This is a genomic window from Lewinella sp. IMCC34183 (assembly GCF_003390915.1).
Lineage (GTDB): Bacteria > Bacteroidota > Bacteroidia > Chitinophagales > Saprospiraceae > Neolewinella.
The window spans coordinates 11174-30138 of the sequence record NZ_QMEM01000014.1; the positions used below are offsets into that span (position 1 = coordinate 11174).

The 18965-nt window shown below is 63.6% G+C and carries 12 protein-coding genes; 6 read left to right on the forward strand and 6 right to left on the reverse strand.

Translation table 11 applies throughout. The annotated features are described in order from the left end of the window. Nucleotides 1–315: 315 nt before the first annotated feature. Nucleotides 316–3813: a hypothetical protein gene (locus DQG19_RS19875; protein ID WP_116128186.1), complete on the forward strand. Its 3498-nt coding sequence runs from the start codon at nt 316–318 to the stop codon at nt 3811–3813. A 348-nt stretch (nt 3814–4161) separates the two neighbouring features. On the opposite strand, the gene trmB is transcribed toward DQG19_RS19875, so the two are convergent. Then, nucleotides 4162–4893 carry a tRNA (guanosine(46)-N7)-methyltransferase TrmB gene (gene trmB, locus DQG19_RS19880; protein ID WP_116128188.1) on the reverse strand — a complete coding sequence of 244 codons (732 nt, stop codon included), beginning with the start codon at nt 4891–4893 and terminating at the stop codon, nt 4162–4164. Between the two features lie 201 nt (nt 4894–5094). Between trmB and DQG19_RS19885 the strand changes: the two genes are divergently transcribed. Together DQG19_RS19885 and DQG19_RS19890 are read left to right on the forward strand one after the other, a co-directional pair. Next, nucleotides 5095–5385 (forward strand): hypothetical protein, encoded by a 291-nt coding sequence (locus tag DQG19_RS19885; protein WP_116128190.1) that lies wholly within the window; start codon nt 5095–5097, stop codon nt 5383–5385. A gap of 201 nt (nt 5386–5586) precedes the next feature. Beyond that, nucleotides 5587–7410 carry a patatin-like phospholipase family protein gene (locus DQG19_RS19890; RefSeq protein WP_157974617.1) on the forward strand — a complete coding sequence of 608 codons (1824 nt, stop codon included), beginning with the start codon at nt 5587–5589 and terminating at the stop codon, nt 7408–7410. Here the strand turns inward: DQG19_RS19890 and DQG19_RS19895 are convergent. Genes DQG19_RS19895 through DQG19_RS19905 form a run of 3 tightly spaced genes read right to left on the reverse strand, consistent with a single transcriptional unit; the run spans nt 7407 to nt 12991 of the window. After that, nucleotides 7407–10991, reverse strand: a complete 3585-nt coding sequence (locus DQG19_RS19895) for a reprolysin-like metallopeptidase (protein WP_116128194.1) — start codon at nt 10989–10991, stop codon at nt 7407–7409. The two genes, DQG19_RS19890 and DQG19_RS19895, sit on opposite strands and share 4 nt — an antisense overlap. 56 nt (nt 10992–11047) lie before the next feature. Continuing rightward, the gene (locus tag DQG19_RS19900) at nt 11048–12529 is read right to left on the reverse strand and encodes a S10 family peptidase (protein ID WP_116128196.1); all 1482 of its coding nucleotides are present in this window, start codon (nt 12527–12529) and stop codon (nt 11048–11050) included. A gap of 60 nt (nt 12530–12589) precedes the next feature. Then, on the reverse strand, nt 12590–12991 hold the full coding sequence (locus tag DQG19_RS19905) for a YybH family protein (protein WP_157974618.1): 402 nt from the start codon (nt 12989–12991) through the stop codon (nt 12590–12592). 110 nt (nt 12992–13101) lie between these two features. On the opposite strand from DQG19_RS19905, the gene DQG19_RS19910 reads away from it, so the two are divergent. Further along, complete coding sequence (locus tag DQG19_RS19910) at nt 13102–14868, forward strand: ABC transporter ATP-binding protein (RefSeq protein ID WP_116128200.1); 1767 nt, start codon at nt 13102–13104, stop codon at nt 14866–14868. Nucleotides 14869–15071: 203 nt separating this feature from the next. After that, the gene (locus DQG19_RS19915) at nt 15072–16454 is read left to right on the forward strand and encodes a YfcC family protein (protein ID WP_116128202.1); all 1383 of its coding nucleotides are present in this window, start codon (nt 15072–15074) and stop codon (nt 16452–16454) included. A gap of 16 nt (nt 16455–16470) precedes the next feature. Here DQG19_RS19915 and DQG19_RS19920 read toward each other — a convergent pair whose 3' ends face one another. Next, on the reverse strand, nt 16471–17067 hold the full coding sequence (locus tag DQG19_RS19920) for a hypothetical protein (RefSeq protein WP_116128204.1): 597 nt from the start codon (nt 17065–17067) through the stop codon (nt 16471–16473). Nucleotides 17068–17109: 42 nt separating this feature from the next. Then, nucleotides 17110–17502 (reverse strand): hypothetical protein, encoded by a 393-nt coding sequence (locus tag DQG19_RS19925; protein WP_116128206.1) that lies wholly within the window; start codon nt 17500–17502, stop codon nt 17110–17112. Nucleotides 17503–17948: 446 nt separating this feature from the next. Between DQG19_RS19925 and DQG19_RS19930 the strand changes: the two genes are divergently transcribed. After that, entirely contained in the window at nt 17949–18869 is a 921-nt protein-coding gene (locus tag DQG19_RS19930; RefSeq protein WP_116128208.1) for a hypothetical protein, read from the forward strand. Nucleotides 18870–18965: the final 96 nt, after the last annotated feature.

Sequence of the window (18965 nt, forward strand, 5' to 3'; positions counted from 1 at the left end):
TTCTGTAGTACGGTAGTTCTGTAGTACGGTAGTTCTGTAGTACGGTAGTTCTGTAGTACGGTAGTTCTGTAGCCGCGCATATCTGACGCGTTCGACAAGTTGTGTTTCCCGCTAAACAACTACCAGCGACCGAAGGGAGCGCCACTACAGAACTACTAGCGACCGAAGGGAGCGCCACTACAGAACTACCAGCGACCGAAGGGAGCGCCACTACAGAACTACTAGCGACCGAAGGGAGCGCCACTACAGAACTACCAGCGACCGAAGGGAGCGCCACTACAAGACTACAGAACTACCCGACTACGTTACAACCCCGTGATCCCAAACCCCCTGTGGCTGGTCCTCTGCCTGCTTGGTACCGGTATGCTCGCCGGTCAGGGATCCGACTTGTCTAACCTGCGGGAAAAAACCGTGGCGGTGCACCCGGCGGGGCAGCTGCTGGATACGCTGACGCTCGCTCCCGGAAGCCTGGAAGTGTTCGGGCTCGACGGACAGCGGGTACCGGAGAAGGACTACATCCTGACCGGGCGCTATCTGCGCTGGCGGGGCACGCCGGTACCCGATTCCCTGCACCTGCGCTACCGCGCCCTTCCCTTTGCGCTGGACGAGCGGGTGGCCCTGCTGGACTCCACGCGGTTGCGGCAGGAGGAAGCCGGGCTAGTCATCGGCGCCTACGACCCCTACGTGCGCTCCGGTCTGCTGGACAACAATACCAAGGTGCAGACCCGCGGTAGCTTCAGCCGGGCGATCAGTTTCGGTAACCGGCAGGATTTGGTACTCAACTCGGCCTTTAACCTGCAGCTCAATGGCGAACTCGGCAACGGCATCGAGGTGGCTGCCGCCATCACCGACGAGAACCTGCCCGTACAGCCCGAGGGGACGACGCAGCAATTGCGGGAGTTCGACCGGATCTTTATCCAGCTGCGCAAGGACCGCACCCAGCTCACCGCGGGCGATTACGAATTGCGGAACCCGGAGGGCTACTTCATGCGCTACTACAAAAAGCTGGAGGGAGCCACCTTCACGACCGTCACCGGCGGGCTCGGGGAAGGAGACGGGGAATGGGCCAACTCCGCCAGCATCGCCGTGGCCCGCGGCCAGTTTATCCGCCAGAACATCTCACCCGGGGAGGGTAACCAGGGGCCGTACAAGCTGACCGGCGACGGGGAGCAGCGCTTTCTGATCATCCTGGCGGGCACCGAACGGGTGTACCTGGACGGTATGCTGCTGCAACGCGGACTCGACGCCGACTACGTGATCGACTACAACCTGGCCGAGCTGACCTTCACCACCCGCCGCCTCATCACCCGCGACGCCCGCATCACCGTGGAGTACGAATACGCCGATCAGCGGTACCTGCGCACCCTTACGGCGGGCAGCAGCCGGTACACGAAGGGCCGCTTCACCGGCTACGTGAACCTGTACTCCCAGCAGGACAGCAAGACGGCCACCGGCGACCTGCAGCTCACCGACGAGCAGCGCGAGAGCCTGCGCTTGGCCGGCGATAATCCGGACGGTATCCCGGTATCCAGCATCGATACGCTCGAGGGAAGGGCAGAGCTGCGGGCCACTTACGAGTTACGCGACACAGTAGTGGGCTGCGCCGTCACCCAGTCGTACCTGCTGAGCAGCACCGACGCGGAACGGGGCCGCTACGTGGCCACCTTTACGGACCGGGGGCCCGGCGGCGGCCCCTACGCCCTGGACCCCGGCCGGCCGGCGAACGAGCGGGTGTACGTATTCGTCGGCTACGACGAGGGCTGCAGCCCCCTGGGTCGTTTCGTGCCTGAGATCGACCTGGTGGCTCCCCGGCAGCAGCAGCTGGTTGCCGTCGGTGGGGAATACCGCTTCCGGGGGGAGGGCGGGGTACGCGTGGAGGGCAGCCGCAGCCGGGTGGACCTCAACCGCTTCAGCGACCTCAACGACGCGGACGACGTCGGGCACGCCCTGCGGGTGGAGGCGGACCGGACCCTGGAAATAGGCTCCGACAGCAGCGGCTGGGCGATCGCCGGCCGGGGGCGCTACGAGCTGGTGGAGCAAACCTTCAATTTCATCAACCCTTACCGCTCTCCCGAATTCTACCGGAACTGGAACCTAAGTAACCGCCTGAGCACCATACGGCCGGATGCCGCCCAGGAGCAACTGGCGGGCGGCGGCTTCGGGCTGGTGCGCAAGAACTTGGGACGGATCGACTACGACTACGAGCAGTTCGTTCGTGGGGAGGACTACCGGGGGGAACGCCACGAGGGCCTGCTGCAGCTGGCGGCGGCGGGGTGGTCGGCGGCGGGTAGTTTCAGTCTGCTGAACAGCCGGGATACGGCGAGCGTCGGGACTTTCCGCCGACCCAGCTTACAGGTCGGCAAGACCTTCGAGCGCTGGGGGGGATGGGAGCTGGCGGCAGCCTACGCCGGCGAGAAGTCGGTGCGCCGATCACTTGACGCGGATACCCTTTCCCCGCTGTCGTTCCAGTACGACCGTTATACCCTCGGCCTCAGCGCGCCGGAAAACGAGCGGTACGGTTTCTCCCTCAGCGCCAGCCTGCGCGACGACTACCTGCCCGACGCGACCGCCTTACGGGCCAGTACCTCGGCCCGGGAGGTCGCCGCGGAGGGGAAGCTCCAGGCCGGAAGAAACCTGCAACTGGGGGGAAACCTGACATACCGCGAACTGGCCGTCCCCGGGCAGGACCTGGTCGAGGACCGACCCGGCTCCACCTTTCTCGGCCGGTTCGATGTGCGTACCGAGGCCCTAAAGCGCGCCTTCACCAGTCAGACGACCTATCAGGTAGGCAGCGGCCAGGAGCCACGGGTGGACTTCCAGTACCTGTACGTGGGGCCGGGGCAGGGGCAGTATATCTGGCAGGACAGCCTTTACAATAACGACGGGCGCATACAGCCCAACGAGGTGGTGTTGTCGCCCTTCCCCGACATTGCCGACTACATAAGGGTGAGCGTATTCAACAACAACTTCATCCGAACGGACAACGTGAGCCTCAACCAGCGCTTCAACTGGGATCCGGACCGCGTTTGGCGGGACGTGGGGGGCGTTCGCGAATTCCTCCGTCGCTTCGCGCTGAATACGGCGATCAACATCGACCGTAAGACCCAGGAAGCCGACGACATCCTGCCCTGGAACCCTTTCCAGCTTGCTGTGGCCGACAGCAACCTGGTCGCCCTGACCGTCCGCCGCCGCCACGGGCTATTCTTTAACCGGGCCAATCCGCGCTACGACGTACAGCTCAGCAACGACGAGCAGCGCAACCGCCGCGTGCTCACCACCGGCTACGAGAGCAGCCGCCGGGAGGATTGGGAGCTGCGCTTTCGCTACCGGCCCAATGACCAGCTGAGCCTGGAGGCCGCGGGCATCACAGGGCGGCGGGAGGCGGATTCGGAGCGCTTCGATGAGAAGGACTTCAAGATCGTCTTTAGCCGCCTGGAGCCCGGCGTCAACTGGCAACCGGGAGAGGTGAGTATCAACACCACCCTGGTGATCGGCCGCGAAGAGAACGTACTGGAAACCGGCAACGGCGAATTCACCCTGCGGCGGGAAGCCCGCTTCACCGGCAACTACCGCAACTGGATCAACGCCGGATTCAGCTGGGTGCAGATTGATTTCCAAAATGGCCGCTCCGGCAGTCCCGTCGGCTTCGCCCTCCTCCAGGGGCTACAGCCTGGCCGCAACCTCCTCTGGAACGTCAGCGTCACCCAGACCCTCGGCGAATACCTGCAACTTAACCTCCTCTACGACGGGCGGCAAACCGGGGAGGCTAACGTGGTGCATGTGGGGCGGGCGCAGGTTACTGCTCAGTTTTAGGGTTTAGGGTTTCGGGTTTAGGGTTGCGGGTTGCGGGTTTCGGGTTGCGGGTTGCGGGTTGCGGGTTGCGGGTTGGCTCGTATTGCTTTGCTCACGGCAACTACTGCAGGGAGCGAAAGTACGCCTCCAGTAAGAATAGAATCCTGGTAGTCTTATCATCTCGCGTAAATCGAGGAATGTACCCCGCACCCCGAATCCACCGGAGTTAGACGAGAACCCTCAATACTAAACCCGCCACCGCCCGAGCAAAGCGAGCCCCAAAACCAGCAACCAGCAACCACCCGAGCAACGCGAGGGGCAAGTGATAAACGGGAACCGCAACAACCCAACAACTCCACGACGCAACTACTACCCCACCGGCATCTCCTTGCCCCCCACGATCTCCCCTGCCCCGATGCGGAAACGCAGGTAAGTGATCGTCTTGCCGAGGTTCTTGTGCATGCGCTCGTAGTAGGTTTCCGTGGCGAGTTCCGGGAGGGGAAGGTCCTTGGCGTAGATGTCGTCGTCGTGGTAGAGGAGGTCTACGGCGGGCTGGTCGGCGAAGGATTCCAGGGTCCAGTCGTAAAGCTCGCGGCTGTCGGTCTTGAGGTGGACGACACCCCCGGGGTGGAGGATCCTGCGGTACTGCCGGAGAAACTGGGCGGCGGTGAGGCGGCGGTTCTCCTTGCCCTTCTTGAGGAAGGGGTCGGGAAAGGTGATCCAGATTTCTTCCACTTCCCCGGGCGCGAAAAAGTGGCGGATCACCTCGATCCGGGTACGTAGGAAGGCCGCGTTGTCGAGCCCTTCGGCCAGGGCGGTCTTGGCCCCCTTCCAGATGCGTGCCCCCTTGATGTCCACGCCGATGAAGTTGCGTTCGGGGTACTGCCGGGCCAGATCCAGGGTGTATTCACCGCGGCCACAGGCCAGCTCCAGGGTGATGGGGTGATCGTTGCCGAAGTGGTCGGCGGCCCAGCGGCCGCGCAGGTCGGTCAGGGTGCCTCCGGCGCCCGTCAACTCCGGCTGCGTCGGGTTGAAGCTTTCGTAGACATTGGGCATCTGAAGGACTTCGGCAAACTTTTGCAGCTTATTGCGGCCAGGCATGCGGAGGGGCTGAATGGTTGGGGCGCAAATATAGCCCACCCGTTTTTCAACCCGGAACAGGGTGTTTGACCACTTTTTGGCGGTAGTGAGGACGTAAATTTCAAAATCAGAACATCTAATACTTGCAACCCTCAATTTTTACCCAGAAATTTGTTATCCTACCGACTAACCCTATTTTAACACGCTTTACACCTACCGATTTTGGACCCTGCTAAAAACCTCTACGATTCACGGCTTAAACTCATGCGCAAGCACTATACCTCCCGCGAGAACACCATGCTTTCTCCGGCCTACCGGCGGAAGAAGTACGCCCTATACCTAATGCGTACGTTTTGCGTTGCCGCGCTGTACTTCCTGTTCTGGGAATACACCTGGGTGCGCTTCACCCTGATCCTGTACGTGCCCCTCAACTTTTTCTTCCTGTTTTGTCTGGTCGGCTGGCGCTACTTTCTCGAGCGGAAGGTGCAGCGGATGCGCGAAGAACTGGGGTAGCTCCAAGCGCTATCCGCCGCCCGTAGCGGCACCCCGGGCACCGATCCGCCGTTGTCGACGAAGATTCGGGCTCATTTCCTTCTCCCGGCATTTGCCTCCTGACTTTCTACCGTATTGCGGCGCCCCCCGGCTCCGATTCCGGCCGTGCTGAACCGCCCCGCACCCGCGTCCGCGCCCGGTTTTGATTTGGTAACTTAGGGTGTGGACCTCTACCCCCCTCCGACCATGCATACCCACGATTACGAGCAGCACGTATTTGACATTATCGAGGACCTCCACGAGTTCCGCAGGAAACGCGGCGACCGCTTCCGGTACTCGGACATCTTCGACGGGGAGGGCCATCAGTACGTCAACCTGGTGCAGGAAGGCGGCGGGATCCTGGGCATCGCACTGGTCGGTTTTACGTACGTGCTGGAGGAGATGGGCCTGCGGTTTCTCAGCCTCGGCGGCACGAGTGCCGGTTCGATCAATGCCCTGCTCATGGCGGACCTCGGTACGCCGGCCGAGCGCAAGAGCGGTCGTGTACTGGCAAAGATCGCGGACAAGAACTTCATGGAATTCGTGGATGGCGGCTTCGATGCGGAGCAGCTCACGCAGGCCATCGAGTCCGGCAACCGGATCCAGCTGTACCTCCACTTAGTGACCAACTTCGCTGAAATCAAAGGGAAACTCGGCATCAACTCGGGTCAGCACTTCGAAACGTGGCTCTCGGAAATCCTCCAACACAAGGACTGGGAAAGCTTAAGCCGCAACCTCTGTAACCTGCCGGACGACCTGGAGCACGTGAGCACCTACGGCAAGCGCCGGCGGAAGATCACGGCAGAGGAGCTGGCGCCCAAGATCGCGATCGTAGCGGCCGATATCACCACCCAGACCAAGGTGGAGTTTCCCCGAATGGCCCACCTGTACTACGATTGCCCGGAAGCGGAAAACCCCGCCGGCTTCGTACGCGCGTCGATGTCGATTCCTTTTTTCTTCGAGCCAAAGCGTATCTCACTGGCCTGGACGGAGGGCCGCGAGAACGAGATGCGCCGGCAGTGGCGCGCGGTGGCCGACTACACCGGGGAATTGCCGGAGGAGATCCTCTTCGTCGACGGAGGCATCATGTCCAACTTCCCGATCGACCTGTTCCACGAAGCCGACATCATCCCGCAGCGGCCTACCATCGGCGTCAAGCTCGGCGTAGACCGCAACTGCGCCCGCGGCGTGGATACCCTGGCCGACTTCCTCAGGAGCATGACCGATGGGGTACGCAACCTGCGGGACTTCGAGTTCATCCGCAACCACCCGGAGTACAAGGACCTCGTCGAGTACGTCGACGTTGACGGCTTCAGCTGGATCGACTTCAATATCTCGGAAGATGAAAAACTGAAATTGTTCCGCCGGGGTGCCCAGGCCGCGAGCCGGTTCCTGCGGCGCTTCAACTGGTCGGACTATAAGGATACCATCAAGGCCAATCTGCTGCGCCGGATAAAGCCCGTCATGTGGGAACTCTCCGATCTCCGCGACCTGGGAGAAATCCTCGAGGTACTCGGCATCCGCAACGACGCCGCGCTGGAGGAGAAGATCGGGCAGATCAAGGCACGCCCCGAGCCGTACAACGTCCTCTGGATCGACGATGCCTTCACCTACGCCCTGCCCCTCGCCATCCTCGACCGGCTGCACACCTTCTGCTACATCGTGCGAACCAGCGACGAGGCCATGCAGCTGCTGATGAACAAGAACAAGTTCAACGACGACCCTACCACCCAGATCGACCTCATCATCTCCGACGTGACCCGCCGCGAGGAGAAGGGTAACGACCGCCTGCGTGGCCTCGACTTTGCCGCCCTGCTCGCCGAGGACCCGGACTGGAAAAGGATTCCGGTCCTGATCTACGCCCATACTCGGGGCGACCTACGCGAGCGATACGGCGAGGAATTACCTACCAACATCATCAACCGGGAGGAGAAGAACACCATCGTTCACCGCCACTTCATCGAGGAGGTGGTCGACGGGTTATCCCGGGCCGTCTCCGAAGCTTAGTATTTCACCACGCGGCGGGTCGTACTTCCCAGCCGAAGTACGTACAGGCCGCCGGGCAGCGCGGTCAGGTCGAGGCTTGCCTCTCCGTCGCTCAACCGGGCCGATTGCCGGAGCACCCGCCGACCGGTGGGGTCGTACAGCTCGATCGCCACGGAACGGGCCGTTGCGGGCGACCAGCGCAGTTGCACCCGATCGGTCGTAGGGTTGGGATAGATTGTCAGCGAAGCGTCGAGTGCATCCGGAGAGCGAACGGGATTTATGGCGTCGGCCGTCAGGGTGATCTCGTGGGAGGTCACGGGCAGGTAGCCCCCCGCCGCGGTGGTGACGACGAAACCGAAGCTGTCGCGGGCGCCGGTGGAGTCCAGGTTCTCGTAAATGAGCAGACCGTCGTTGATGTCAGCCTGAGTGAAGGCATCCCCCAACACCAGTACCTGACCGGCCCGCTCCAGCCGGCCGTCGGCGGGCAGGCGGGTAATCCGGTAAGTGGTAGCGGCCGGTGCGTCCGTGCCGGTAGCGATCTCCAGGTCGCTGCGTACGACCGGATTGCGCCCCAGGGGCCGGACCAGGGTAGGTTCGTTGACGATGATCACCGGGGCGGGCGCCGCAGCGTCGGTGCAGGCTTCGAGCGACCAGCCGACGAGCTGTCCGGCGGCACCGTTTGTCTCCTTGATGGTGACGGCGAGCGTCCATACCCCGAAGGCGTCTTCCCCGTCGAAGGCCGACAGGGAATCCAGGGGACGGTAGAGTCGCCCGTCCAGGGGCGGACACGCCAGGAGCTCGGGTGCCTGGTCGTCGAAGCCCACGTCGATACCGGTGGCGCTGAAACACTGCTCGCGGAAGAGCGTAACCGTGGTCCCGGCCGGGCTCGTCAGGCTCACGGTCACGTCAGAAGTGTACTGGTAATTGATCTTCAGCCCCGGAATGTTCAGGTCGCTGAGCACCCCGTGGTCGGGCACCGTGATCGTGGACTGCCGGGTAACGCCGGCTCCGGTACCGGGCAGGGGCACCGGCGTATCGGCGGGGGTGAAGGCCACGCAGCGATTGCCAACCGTGCGGAAGCTCGCCGTTTCCGTCCAGGGTCCGGCTCCACATTCATTGCGGGGGCGTACGCGCCAATAATAGACGGTATTAGCGGTGAAGTAGGCCTCCGGGGAAAAGAGGGTATCCGCCTGCCGGGAAGCCGAGGCGAAGCGTACCGCATCGGTAAAGGCCGGTGAGGTGGCTACCTCTACGTCGTAGGATTCGGCGTTGCGGGCGGGGGACCAGCTGAATTCGGTCGACAGGCCGATGCCCTCCGTTCCTTCTTCCGGCCCGGTCAGCGCCAGGTCGCTGAAATCGTCGGAAACCACGTCCAGGACGATCTCTCTACGGCTGTCTTGCAGGCCCGCGCTAGTAACGGTGACGGGCACCACGATGCGACCACTGCGGGTCACCCGAGAGATATCGAGCGTCAGGACGGACGTCTGCCCCGGCAGTACCTGGGTATGCGATAGGTCGGCGCTCAGCCCGGCCGGCAGGTCAGCCGGGTCGACCGTGAGCGTGACGGGGTCGGTAAAATCACCTACGTCACCGACGGTGAAGGTGGTGGTGACGGTGGCGGGTTGACAAACGTCGGCGTAGCGCAGGTCGGCGTCCAGGGTATACGTAGGTTCCGTAGCCGGAGTAATGCTGAAATCCGCGGCGTGCATATTGTAGAAGATGTTATCCGACGCTGCCACGATGATGCGCATGGCGTCGCCCGCTCCGTCCGGTACGGTCACGAAGGTGCTGCCGTTGTTGGCCACGCCCGCGGCGAGCACCTCGTCGAAGGTGAGCCCGCCGTCGCGGCTGAGGAGGATATCGACGGTGCGGGCGTTGACGGGGCCTTCGTCGGTGCCGTTCACGTTCCAGGTGACTTCCCGGTACTCGCCCTCCTGCCAGGCCCCTTCGGCGTTGACTTCCGGCTCGTTCACGGTGAGGGGACCGGACTCGGCAACGTGAAAGCTGACGGCGGCCCACTCCACGCCACCCGCCGCCTCGTTGTTGTCGCGGGCGGTGAGCCGGAAGGTGAGGTCACGCTCGTAGGTAGGCAGCACCTCGTCCTTCGTCTGGATTCCGTTGGCCACGCGGTCGACGCGGGGAAAGTAGCGGGTATTGCCTTCGGCGGACGGCGCTACGGAGCGGAAGATGGGTGCGTTGCCCTCCGCTTCGTAGAGATTGGTTGCCGGCCCGAGATCAAACTCTTCCCAGGTGTAGGTGAGCTGGTCCGCCGGATCGTTGGCGTCGGTGGCCGTACCCGTGAGGCGGAAGGGGGTGTTCTGTGGGATGAAGAAGTCGTCCGTGTAGTCCAGCTGTACCTCGGGCGTCCGGTTATCGGTTTCGATTACGGTGGCGCAGCCGGCCGCCCCGGCCCGGCCGGTGAAGTGCAGGAACTGCTGCAGGCTCGCGGTATGAAAGTACGCATCGAAGCCACCGATATTTTGGTCGCCGCAGGCACCGGCGTACGACATGATCGTCGATCCCGAGCCCGGCTCGTAGGCGGTAAACTCGGCGCGTTGATTCGCGCTGGAGGGGCACTGGTTCCACGAATGGCTGACGCTGAACTGGTGCGCCAGCTCGTGGGCCATGATGCGCCGGGCCGTATTCGCCACGTTGCCGCCCTGCAGGCAGGTGACGCCGCGGGTCTTGCTGCCGCTGCAGGCCAGGCCGCCCACGACGCCGCCCACGTCGCCGCAGCGGCCGGTGAATACGTGGCCCAGGTCGTAGCTGCCCGCGGGAATATCGTTCTCCAGGAACGCCTCGATGACCTGGGGCAGCAGCCCGATGCCGCTGTTCGCCTCCTTGAAGGGATCCGTCTCGGGGTCCAGGTAAATAAGCTCCTCGGACACGGGCAGGAGGTTGATGCGCACGGCTACCTCCCGCTCGAAAATGACGTTGACCGTGCTGATGGCCGTGTTGAATGCGGCGAGCACGTCTTCCTTGGTTCCACCGACGGCCGTGGCGAACTCGCCGGTATTAGTGACGGCCATGTCGTAGACGCGCAGTTCCTGGGCGTCGTTGCCGCGCTTGGCCCGTCCTTTCACGGCAGCGGGCTTTGCCGGCAAGTCACCGGGTACGTTCCGGGGGTCGGCGGGGTCGTAGCCGCAGGCCAGCGGCAGGTCGTAGGCGGGGTCATGCTCACCGGCGGTGTAGTACGCCCGGTACCCGTCGCCGGTACCGATCGCCTCGATGACGTAGCTACCGGCGGGACCGTACAGGAGGGCGTCCACTCCCTTCTGCGAAATGGCCACGCGACCGGCGCCCCAGGGCCCTTCGACCCGGTAGCTGCCGATAAGGGGATAGCGGGCGGCCAGCGCGGGTGCGAAGACGCTACTTTCCGCCGCGGTGAAGGTGGCATACGTACCGTCGGGCAGGGGCAGGTCCAGGGTCAGTCGCTTTTCCGCAAGCTGCCGCCGCAGGGCCGGCAGGTCCAGGACCATCCGGGCCATTCCGCCCCCGGCTTCCGCTCCGGCGGGCTGGGTTTTGGTGGTGAAGGTGAAGGGTTGTTGGGCAAAGAGGGGACCACCCAATAGGGCGGCCCACAGCAGAACGACTCGGTACATTCCTGGGGGTTATCGGACTAGATAACCTTCCCGGGTACCGCAAAATTGTCGTACCTCTAGTAGCGGGCCGCATTTTCCCCCGGCAGGGAAGCTTCGATAAATTCCCGCAGGTCCTCGTTGGCGGTCTCCAGGTCCGGACGCCGCAGGTACATCATGTGCCCGCTCCGGTACCCCTTGAAGCTGAGCCGGTCCCGCATGCGGCCCCCCGGATCGAGGTGCCAGAGGCTATACTTGGCGTCGTAGTAGTTGGTGGCCCCGTCGAAATAGCCCGACTGCACCATCACGTTCAGGTAAGGGTTCATGGCCATCGCCTGCCGCAGGTTTTCGCCGGTCCGGTCACCGGAACGGTCCCAGGGGTATACGGAGCCGAACATATTGTACTGCAGGTCGGTCCGGAAGCCCAGCTCCTCGCGCAGGTAGTAGTTGATGGCCGGCGTGAAGGAGTGGAGCCAGCTGGTCAGCTCGCTGTTGTAGTCGGGCCGGTCGCCGGCCGCCGTACCGTCGATGCCCAGGTAGCGGCTGTCGAGCCGGCCCACCGTGTAGTCTCCCGCCTCTTCTCCCCGCAGCAGGTTCTTCCAGAAGTAGGCCGTGGTGGGCATGAGGTTGTTGTCCAGCCACTCCTGAGCGTTCAGCCCCGAATAGCGGGCCGCCGCCCCGGCTACCGTACGGCGGGCTTCGGGGCTCAGGTCCATACCGCTGGCGAGGGCCGGCAGCAGGGTTGCGCGGGTGTACGCTTCCACCTCGGCCAGGAGGGGATCGAGGTCCATACTTTGGAGTTCCGCCGGCAGCCGCTCGTGGTACCAGGCCGCGGCGGTGAAGTAGGGCAGCCGGTTGGCAGCCTCCACGATGCCGGCCCGCTCGATACCGAGCTCGGTGGGCGAGACCAGCACCACGCCGTTGAGGTACATCCACCGGTTGTCCTGTAGCTCCAGGGCCAGGCCGGACACCCGCGTGGTACCGTAACTCTCTCCGATGAGGAACTTGGGCGAACGCCAGCGATCGTGGCGGCTGACCCAGTTGCTGAGCCAGTCGGCCAGGTAAGCAATGTCCTGGTTCACCCCGAAGAACTGGCTGCGGTCGGCCCCTTCGGCCATCCGGCTGAAGCCCGTATTGACGGGGTTGACGAAGACGATATCGGCCACGTCCAGCACGGAATAGGGGTTATCGCTCACGCCGTATGGCTGCACGGGATAGCCCTCTTCGTCGATGTTCAGCACTTTAGGACCGGTGTACGCCAGGTGCATCCACACCGAAGCCGAGCCCGGGCCGCCGTTGAAGCTGATGAGCAGGGGGCGGTTCGGGTCGTCGCGGTCCGTACGCCGGTAGTAGGTATAGTGCAGGCCCGCGGTCACCTTGCCGGTATCGTCGTAGACGGGCTGCACCCCGCTTTCCACGCGGTAGGGTACGTTCGCCCCCTTGATGCGTACGGCGTCCTCGGAAAAGAACATGGTATCCATCGGCAGCTTTCGGCTGTGTTCCTGGGCAAGGAGGGTGCCGGTCAGCAGTACGAAGAGGAAAAGGGTCAGGGGGCGGATCATATGGGCGAGGTTAGGAGCGTACAGACGGGAAAAGTAGGAAAATTTCCGGGCCCGCCACCGCTACCCCCTGCCTTCCCACATGTCTACCTGCATAAGCCAATCCCCGTCGAGCTTGCGCCACACGATCGCGTACTGCCCCGCCCACTCTGCTTCGGAACCATCGGCGCGGCGCGTCCGCCCGGCGTAGTGGCCGAGGTCGTAGGCGTAGTCGCCCAGAATCCGGAGTTCGACCGTTTCGGTACGGTACTCCAGGACCGTCACGCCGGGGGGCAGCCGCCAGCGTTCCCGGATGGCGTCGCGGCCGGAAACGACGGAGGCCCCGTGCGGCAGGATGTGCCCGGTTTCCGTATAGGCGGCGGCCATAGCGGCGAAGTCGCCCCGCACGTAGGCGGCGGAAAAGGCGCGGGTCGCGGCGGAGATGGCGGCGGCATCGGCTTCTTCGGGCCTAAACTGCCCTGCCATACCCGGCAGCGTGAGGGCACTTGCAAAGAGGGAGACGAAAGGGCGGACCAAGGCAGGGGAAGTATTGGGCGCGGGTAGTGACCTTTGCAACCGGCCAAAATTATTCCCTTTTGCGCGATACCCTCCGGCAGTGGCGAGAATTCTTCTCCAGCAACCCGTACCAGCACCTGCTGGCCACCTCCTGGCACTACGCCCGCGGCATGCACGGGCGGTACCTGCTCATTTACGGCATGTTCCTGTGCGTCAACCTGATCGTATCGCTGCAACCCATCATTTTCGGCTACTTCGTCAACTACCTCCAGGAAGGGCGCGGCGATCTGCTCACGGGGGCCTGGATCTACGGCGGGGCCTATATGGCCACTATCCTGGGTTTCTGGGCCTTCCAGTGGCCCGCCCGGCTCATGGAGCGGCGCCTGGCCTACGACATCAGCCGCCGCCTGCTTATGGAAACCTACGAGCGGGTAGTACACCTGCCGCTGGAGTGGCACCGCCGGCACCACAGCGGCGACACCATCAACCGTACGCGCAAGGCCTACGAGGCCCTAAAGACCTTCTTCGACGACGGCTTCGTCTACTTCCAGACGCTCGTGCGCATGTTCATCTCCATCGTGGCCATCGTCTGGTTCAGCGCGCTGTTCGGCGGGGTCGCAGGTGCAACGGGGGTGCTCGTGGTGCTGTGCGTCCTGGCGTTCGACCGCCCCATCATCGCCGCGACCAAGGAAACGAACGAGCGGGAGAACGACCTGCTGTCGGGACTCTCCGACAACCTGGGTAACATAATCACCGTGACCACCCTGCGGCTGGGCAAGCAGACCGCCAAACAGATCGACGGGCGGGTGGCAGCCGTGTGGCCGCCCTTCCTGCGCATCACCCAGCTCAACGAGCAGAAGTGGTTCACGACGGGCGTCCTCATCGGGCTAATGTACGTGGCTATCGTGGTCGGCTACGTATACCAGAATTACGCGCCCGGGGAGATTTTCCTGGTTGGCGGGCTGGTCACCCTGATCGGCTACGTCACCCAGTTCGCCAACATGTTCAACGCCCTCACCGGGCAGTACAATACCATCATCCGCCTCCGCGCCGACCTGGCGGCCATCGAACCCATCACGGCGGCCTATGGGGAATTGGCGCGCCCGGGCCTGCCCCCCGGCAGCAAGGCACCGAAGCAGTGGCGGGAGATCGGGGTGGACGACCTCAGCTTCACCTACGACCGCGAGCACGGGGAGGGGCATGGGCTCTCAGCTATCCGGCTACGCCTGCCCCGTGGCGGGCGCGTCGCCTTCATCGGACCCAGCGGCAGCGGCAAGACCACCCTGCTCTACAACCTCCGCGGCCTGTATCCCCCGGATACCATTTCCGTCACCTTCGACGGAGAGCAGGCCGCCTCCCCCGCCCAGCTGTTCGAACAGACCACCCTCATCCCCCAGACCCCGGAAATCTTCGAGGAGACCATCCTGCAGAACATCACCATGGGATTGCCCCGCAAGCCCGCCGCGGTCGAGCGGGCCATCCACCTCGCTGCCATGGAGGACGTGGTGGTGCGCGCCGAGCGCGGGCTCGATACGTGGCTCTCCGAGGGCGGGGCCAACCTGAGCGGGGGGCAGCGGCAGCGGCTGAGCATCGCCCGCGGGTTGCTGGCGGCCGAGTCCTCTACCCTGCTGCTGCTCGATGAGCCGACCAGCAGCCTCGACCCGGAGTCGGAGGCCCTCGTGTACCAGCGCATCTTCGCCGCCTACCCCGACCGGACGATCGTCAGCACCCTCCACCGCCTGCACCTGCTGCGCGACTTCGATTACGTCTACTACCTCGAGGACGGCCGCATCCGCCACGAGGGTACGCCCGCGGAGCTGCGGGCGGCGGGGCTACTGGCCTACTGAGCTTCTCACAGCCACTCCGAACATCGGATGTGGTCCACATCCGATGTGGGGGCGGCGGCTGGCTTGCACATCCGATGTCCAAAAATCACTTCATTGATTATCAGCTCATTACACGATCCACGCCCCCGTGCACATCGGATGTGGCAGCACGCCACATCCGATGTCCGGGTAGTTCGCTGCGGGTCATAGCGTACTTTTAGCGGATGCGCCGCATTTTCTCCCGTATCCCCCCGCCCCTGATCATGCTCTTCGCCATCATCGTGGCGGTCACGATCATGACCTACCTCCTGCCGGCGGGCCTCTACGAACGGACCGACGTCGGAGGGCGCCTGCGCGTGGTTCCCGGCAGCTACGCGGAGGTGCCGTCCACCCCGGTGGGGCCGTTCGAGATGTTCCTGGCCTTTCCGGAGGGTTACCGGCTGGCTACCCCGGTGATTTTCATCTGCCTGGCGAGCGCCCTGATGTTCTCGGTGCTGGAGCGGACGCAGACCATCGAGAACGCGGTCGGCCGGCTGGTGTACCGCATGGGCACCCAGCGGGCCGAGCTCCTGCTCGTTCTGCTGACGTTCGTGTACGGTATGCTGGGGATCATGGTGGGCTACGAAAACAACATTGCAACGGTACCGATCGCCGTGGTGGTCGTGCTCGCCCTGGGGGGTGACCTCATCCTCGCGGCCGGCGTGAGCCTCGGCGGCATGACGGTAGCCTTCGGCCTTTCGCCCATCAACCCTTATACCGTAGGCATTGGCCACGACATCGCCGGACTGCCGCTCTTCAGCGGGTGGTGGCTCCGGTCGATCCTCTGCGGCGGCGCCCTGGCGCTGACGGCCTGGTACAACGTTCGCTACTACCGCCGCCTGCTGGCCGATCCGGAATCGGGCATCGGTCGCGGACTGGATACTTCGGGGCTGGCCCTCTCCCGCCCCCTGGCCGAGTACCGCATCAGCGGGCGCAACTGGTGGCTGCTGGCCGTTTTCCTGGGGGGCCTGGCGGCCGTGTTGTTCGGGGTCTTTCGGCTGGGCTTCGGGATCAACGAGATTTCGGCGGTCTTTCTGATCGTCACCGTCGTTTGTGCCCTGACCAGCGGACTCGACGGGCGGGAGGTAACCGATGCAGGCATGCGCTCCGTGGCCGAGATGGCCCCGGCCACCTTCATCATCGGCATGGCGGCAACCGTAAAGGTGATCATGGAGCAGGGACAAATCCAGGATACGATCAGCTACGGCCTCGCACAAGCCCTTGACGGACTGCCTACCTACGCTTCGGCGGTGGGCATGTCGATCGGCCAGAGTGGCATTAATTTGCTGATCCCGAGCGGCAGCGGCCAGGCCCTCGCTACCCTACCGGTGATGATCCCGCTCGGCCGGGCGCTGGAGCTGAGTCCGCAGATATCCATCCTCGCCTTCCAGATCGGGGACGGTGTGACGAATCTCTTCAACCCCTCCCTCGGCGGGCTGGTCGCCATGCTCGGGGTATGTCGCGTGCCGTTCGACCGGTGGCTGCGCTTCATTTTGCCCCTTACGGGGCTGCTGTTGCTGTGGGCCTGGGCGGGGCTACTGCTGGCGGTGGCGGTGGGGTATCAATAAGCCCGCGCGCGCTGCCTCAGGCCCGCTCCGGAGTGGCGGGGGCGTAGAGGATCACCACCTGCACGCAGAGCGCGAGAACGATGAGGGCACCGATCTCGAGCTGGGTGAAGAGCTCCGCCGAGCTGACGGCTTTCTTACCCGCAAACAACTGCCGGCGGCCCTCCACCATCTGGATGGCCGACAAATCCACCAGCTCCTGCTTTACCTTTCCCAGGGCCTCCAGGACACCGTCCCGGGAGCCATCGCCGGCCTGCAGCGCGGCTTCGCGGGCGCTAAGTTCCCGCAGACGCGCCTGTAAGCGGGAGAATACCGTTTCTTCCTCCCGGGTCAGGGTCGTTGCGGCGAACCGCTGGATCGCGCGGTCGATTTCCGGATGTTCCAGGCGGGCACCGGCGACCACCGGGCCGCCCGCCCGGTAGCGGCTCTCCGTTTCCCAGACCTGCCGGCTGAGGGTGAGGAGAATATCCTGCGCCACCAGCCGGTCCGCGTAGATGGCCTCCATGGAGTCCTTCATCACCCGGAAGTTCTGTCGGTCGACCAGGTTGGTGGTCAGGACCAGCAGGAACACCAGGGCAAAGCCGAGTACCCACTTGATTTTGGTGTAAAGCGTCATAGTGCGGGAAGGCTGGTTGGGAAAAGATGCGATGGAGAGAACCTACAGATTTCCCGTCTTGGCACCGCGGTTCTTGTAGCGGGGGCCCATCAGTCGGGGCGTTGAACGCCGCCGTACGGCGGTCGTGTCGGCGGGCGTAAGCGCGGGCTTCCGGTTTTTGTACGTCGGCCCCATTACCCGTGCCGGAGCGTAATCCGCGGGCAGGGGGGGTACCGCGCGGTTGAGGGTGATCAGCCTTCCGGCGGCGTTGGGATTTTTGTAGTGCGGGCCGTAGCTGGTGAGCGCCTCGATCCGCCGCAACTCCTGCAGTTGCTCGGTCCGCGCCGACCGCAGGGAATCCGCGACGGTAGCCTCCACCTGGGCACGGGAGGTGGTGCTGAGCATGACCAGGAAAAAGAGAATAAAGAAGAGGGGCAGTGGGTTTTCGCGTTTCATGGGTCGATTTTTCCCATACAACACAGTGTTAAATGCAAAGTTGATAGTAAGACTATTAAAACAATATTTATTACTATCTAATTTGTTACACGCTCTAGCAGTAGTGGCTACGCGGTAGGCTACGGTCAGCGTCCGTATCCGCGGGTGGTCGATCACCCTTTCCCGGAGTCGGATAGCCGTTTGTCCTCCCCCATTTCGCTTGCCCGCCGGCCCGCACGGCCGCGCCCTTGCCGGACGAAATCATGTAACCGGTCTTAAATTTTCCCGTCGACAAATATTACCCGATACCCCCCGTTCTATAGGCACCGGACAATTAATTGTAGCTACAACTAATTATCATCCTGCTCCGGTATGTGCCGGGCAGGGCGACTCCACATGTTCCGGACCCGTGGGTTTCCGGAACGCGCTTCCACTGTTTTTCAACCAATTTCATTCCAACTCACTGCATGAATCATTTTTCTACCCGCCTCGCCGGCCTCGCGGCACTTTGCCTGCTTACGTTCGGCTGTCAGCAAGAAATTTCGGTCGCCGACATCGCCCTGGCGACCCCGGAACCGATCTACGCCCAACTCCCGGTCTCTACTAAAAGTCTGGGTAAAGGGGCAGACGGATCCAGCGTCCGCATCGCCATGGCCGAGTTCGTGACCCCCGCCGACGCCGACGAGATCGGCAACCGGGTTTTCTTTAACGACCGCGGCAATAAGCAACTCGCCTACGACTTCGCCCCGGGCACCTCCGGCGACGGTACGGATGCTATCTCCTACTACATCGACGCTACCCGCCCGTCGAACGACCTGCCCCTGGGGCAGACCAGCGACGCCATCGACCGGGCCATGACCACCTGGGACGATGCCACGTGCAGCGACCTGGATATCTTCCGCATTCCCGCTACCGGCCAGCCCACCGGCCTGGTCTCGGCGGTGTACGGTTACGGCGGCAGCACCGACTACGTGGCCGACGTCGTGCACAACGGCTGGCTGCCGGGTGCCTTCTTCAGCAAGGTGTTCGGCTCCCGGGGAAAGAACGTGCTCGGCGTGACCTTCACCCTGGTACTGCTCGACGCCAACGGCCGGGAGGTGGACACCAACAACGACGGGAAGTCCGACGTGGCCTGGCGCGAGATCTACTACAACGACCGGTTCAACTGGGCCACCTCCATCGACGTGGAGACCATCGCCCTCCACGAGGCCGGCCACGGCCTCAGCCAGGAGCACTTCGGCAAGGGGTTCCGCAACACCAAGACCGGAGAGGTCAAGTACAGTCCCCGCGCCGTCATGAACGCCATCTACTCCGGCGTGCAGACGACCGTAGCGGGCACCGACAACGCCGGCCACTGCAGCCTTTGGGGCAGCTGGCCCAATAAGTAGACCACTATTCACGTACCCCATTTGCAAGGCAAGCCCCGGTCGTCACTGACCGGGGCTTTGCTTTTGCGGGAACGCGGGTGCGGCGGATACCGTCCT

Excerpts from the sequence above, each read along its gene's own strand:
- trmB (WP_116128188.1), bottom strand. The coding sequence starts at position 4,893 with ATGCCTGGCCGCAATAAGCTGCAAAAGTTTGCCGAAGTCCTTCAGATG.
- DQG19_RS19895 (WP_116128194.1), bottom strand. The coding sequence starts at position 10,991 with ATGTACCGAGTCGTTCTGCTGTGGGCCGCCCTATTGGGTGGTCCCCTC.
- DQG19_RS19900 (WP_116128196.1), bottom strand. The coding sequence starts at position 12,529 with ATGATCCGCCCCCTGACCCTTTTCCTCTTCGTACTGCTGACCGGCACC.
- DQG19_RS19905 (WP_157974618.1), bottom strand. The coding sequence starts at position 12,991 with ATGGCAGGGCAGTTTAGGCCCGAAGAAGCCGATGCCGCCGCCATCTCC.
- DQG19_RS19915 (WP_116128202.1), top strand. The coding sequence starts at position 15,072 with ATGCGCCGCATTTTCTCCCGTATCCCCCCGCCCCTGATCATGCTCTTC.
- DQG19_RS19920 (WP_116128204.1), bottom strand. The coding sequence starts at position 17,067 with ATGACGCTTTACACCAAAATCAAGTGGGTACTCGGCTTTGCCCTGGTG.
- DQG19_RS19925 (WP_116128206.1), bottom strand. The coding sequence starts at position 17,502 with ATGAAACGCGAAAACCCACTGCCCCTCTTCTTTATTCTCTTTTTCCTG.
- DQG19_RS19930 (WP_116128208.1), top strand. The coding sequence starts at position 17,949 with ATGAATCATTTTTCTACCCGCCTCGCCGGCCTCGCGGCACTTTGCCTG.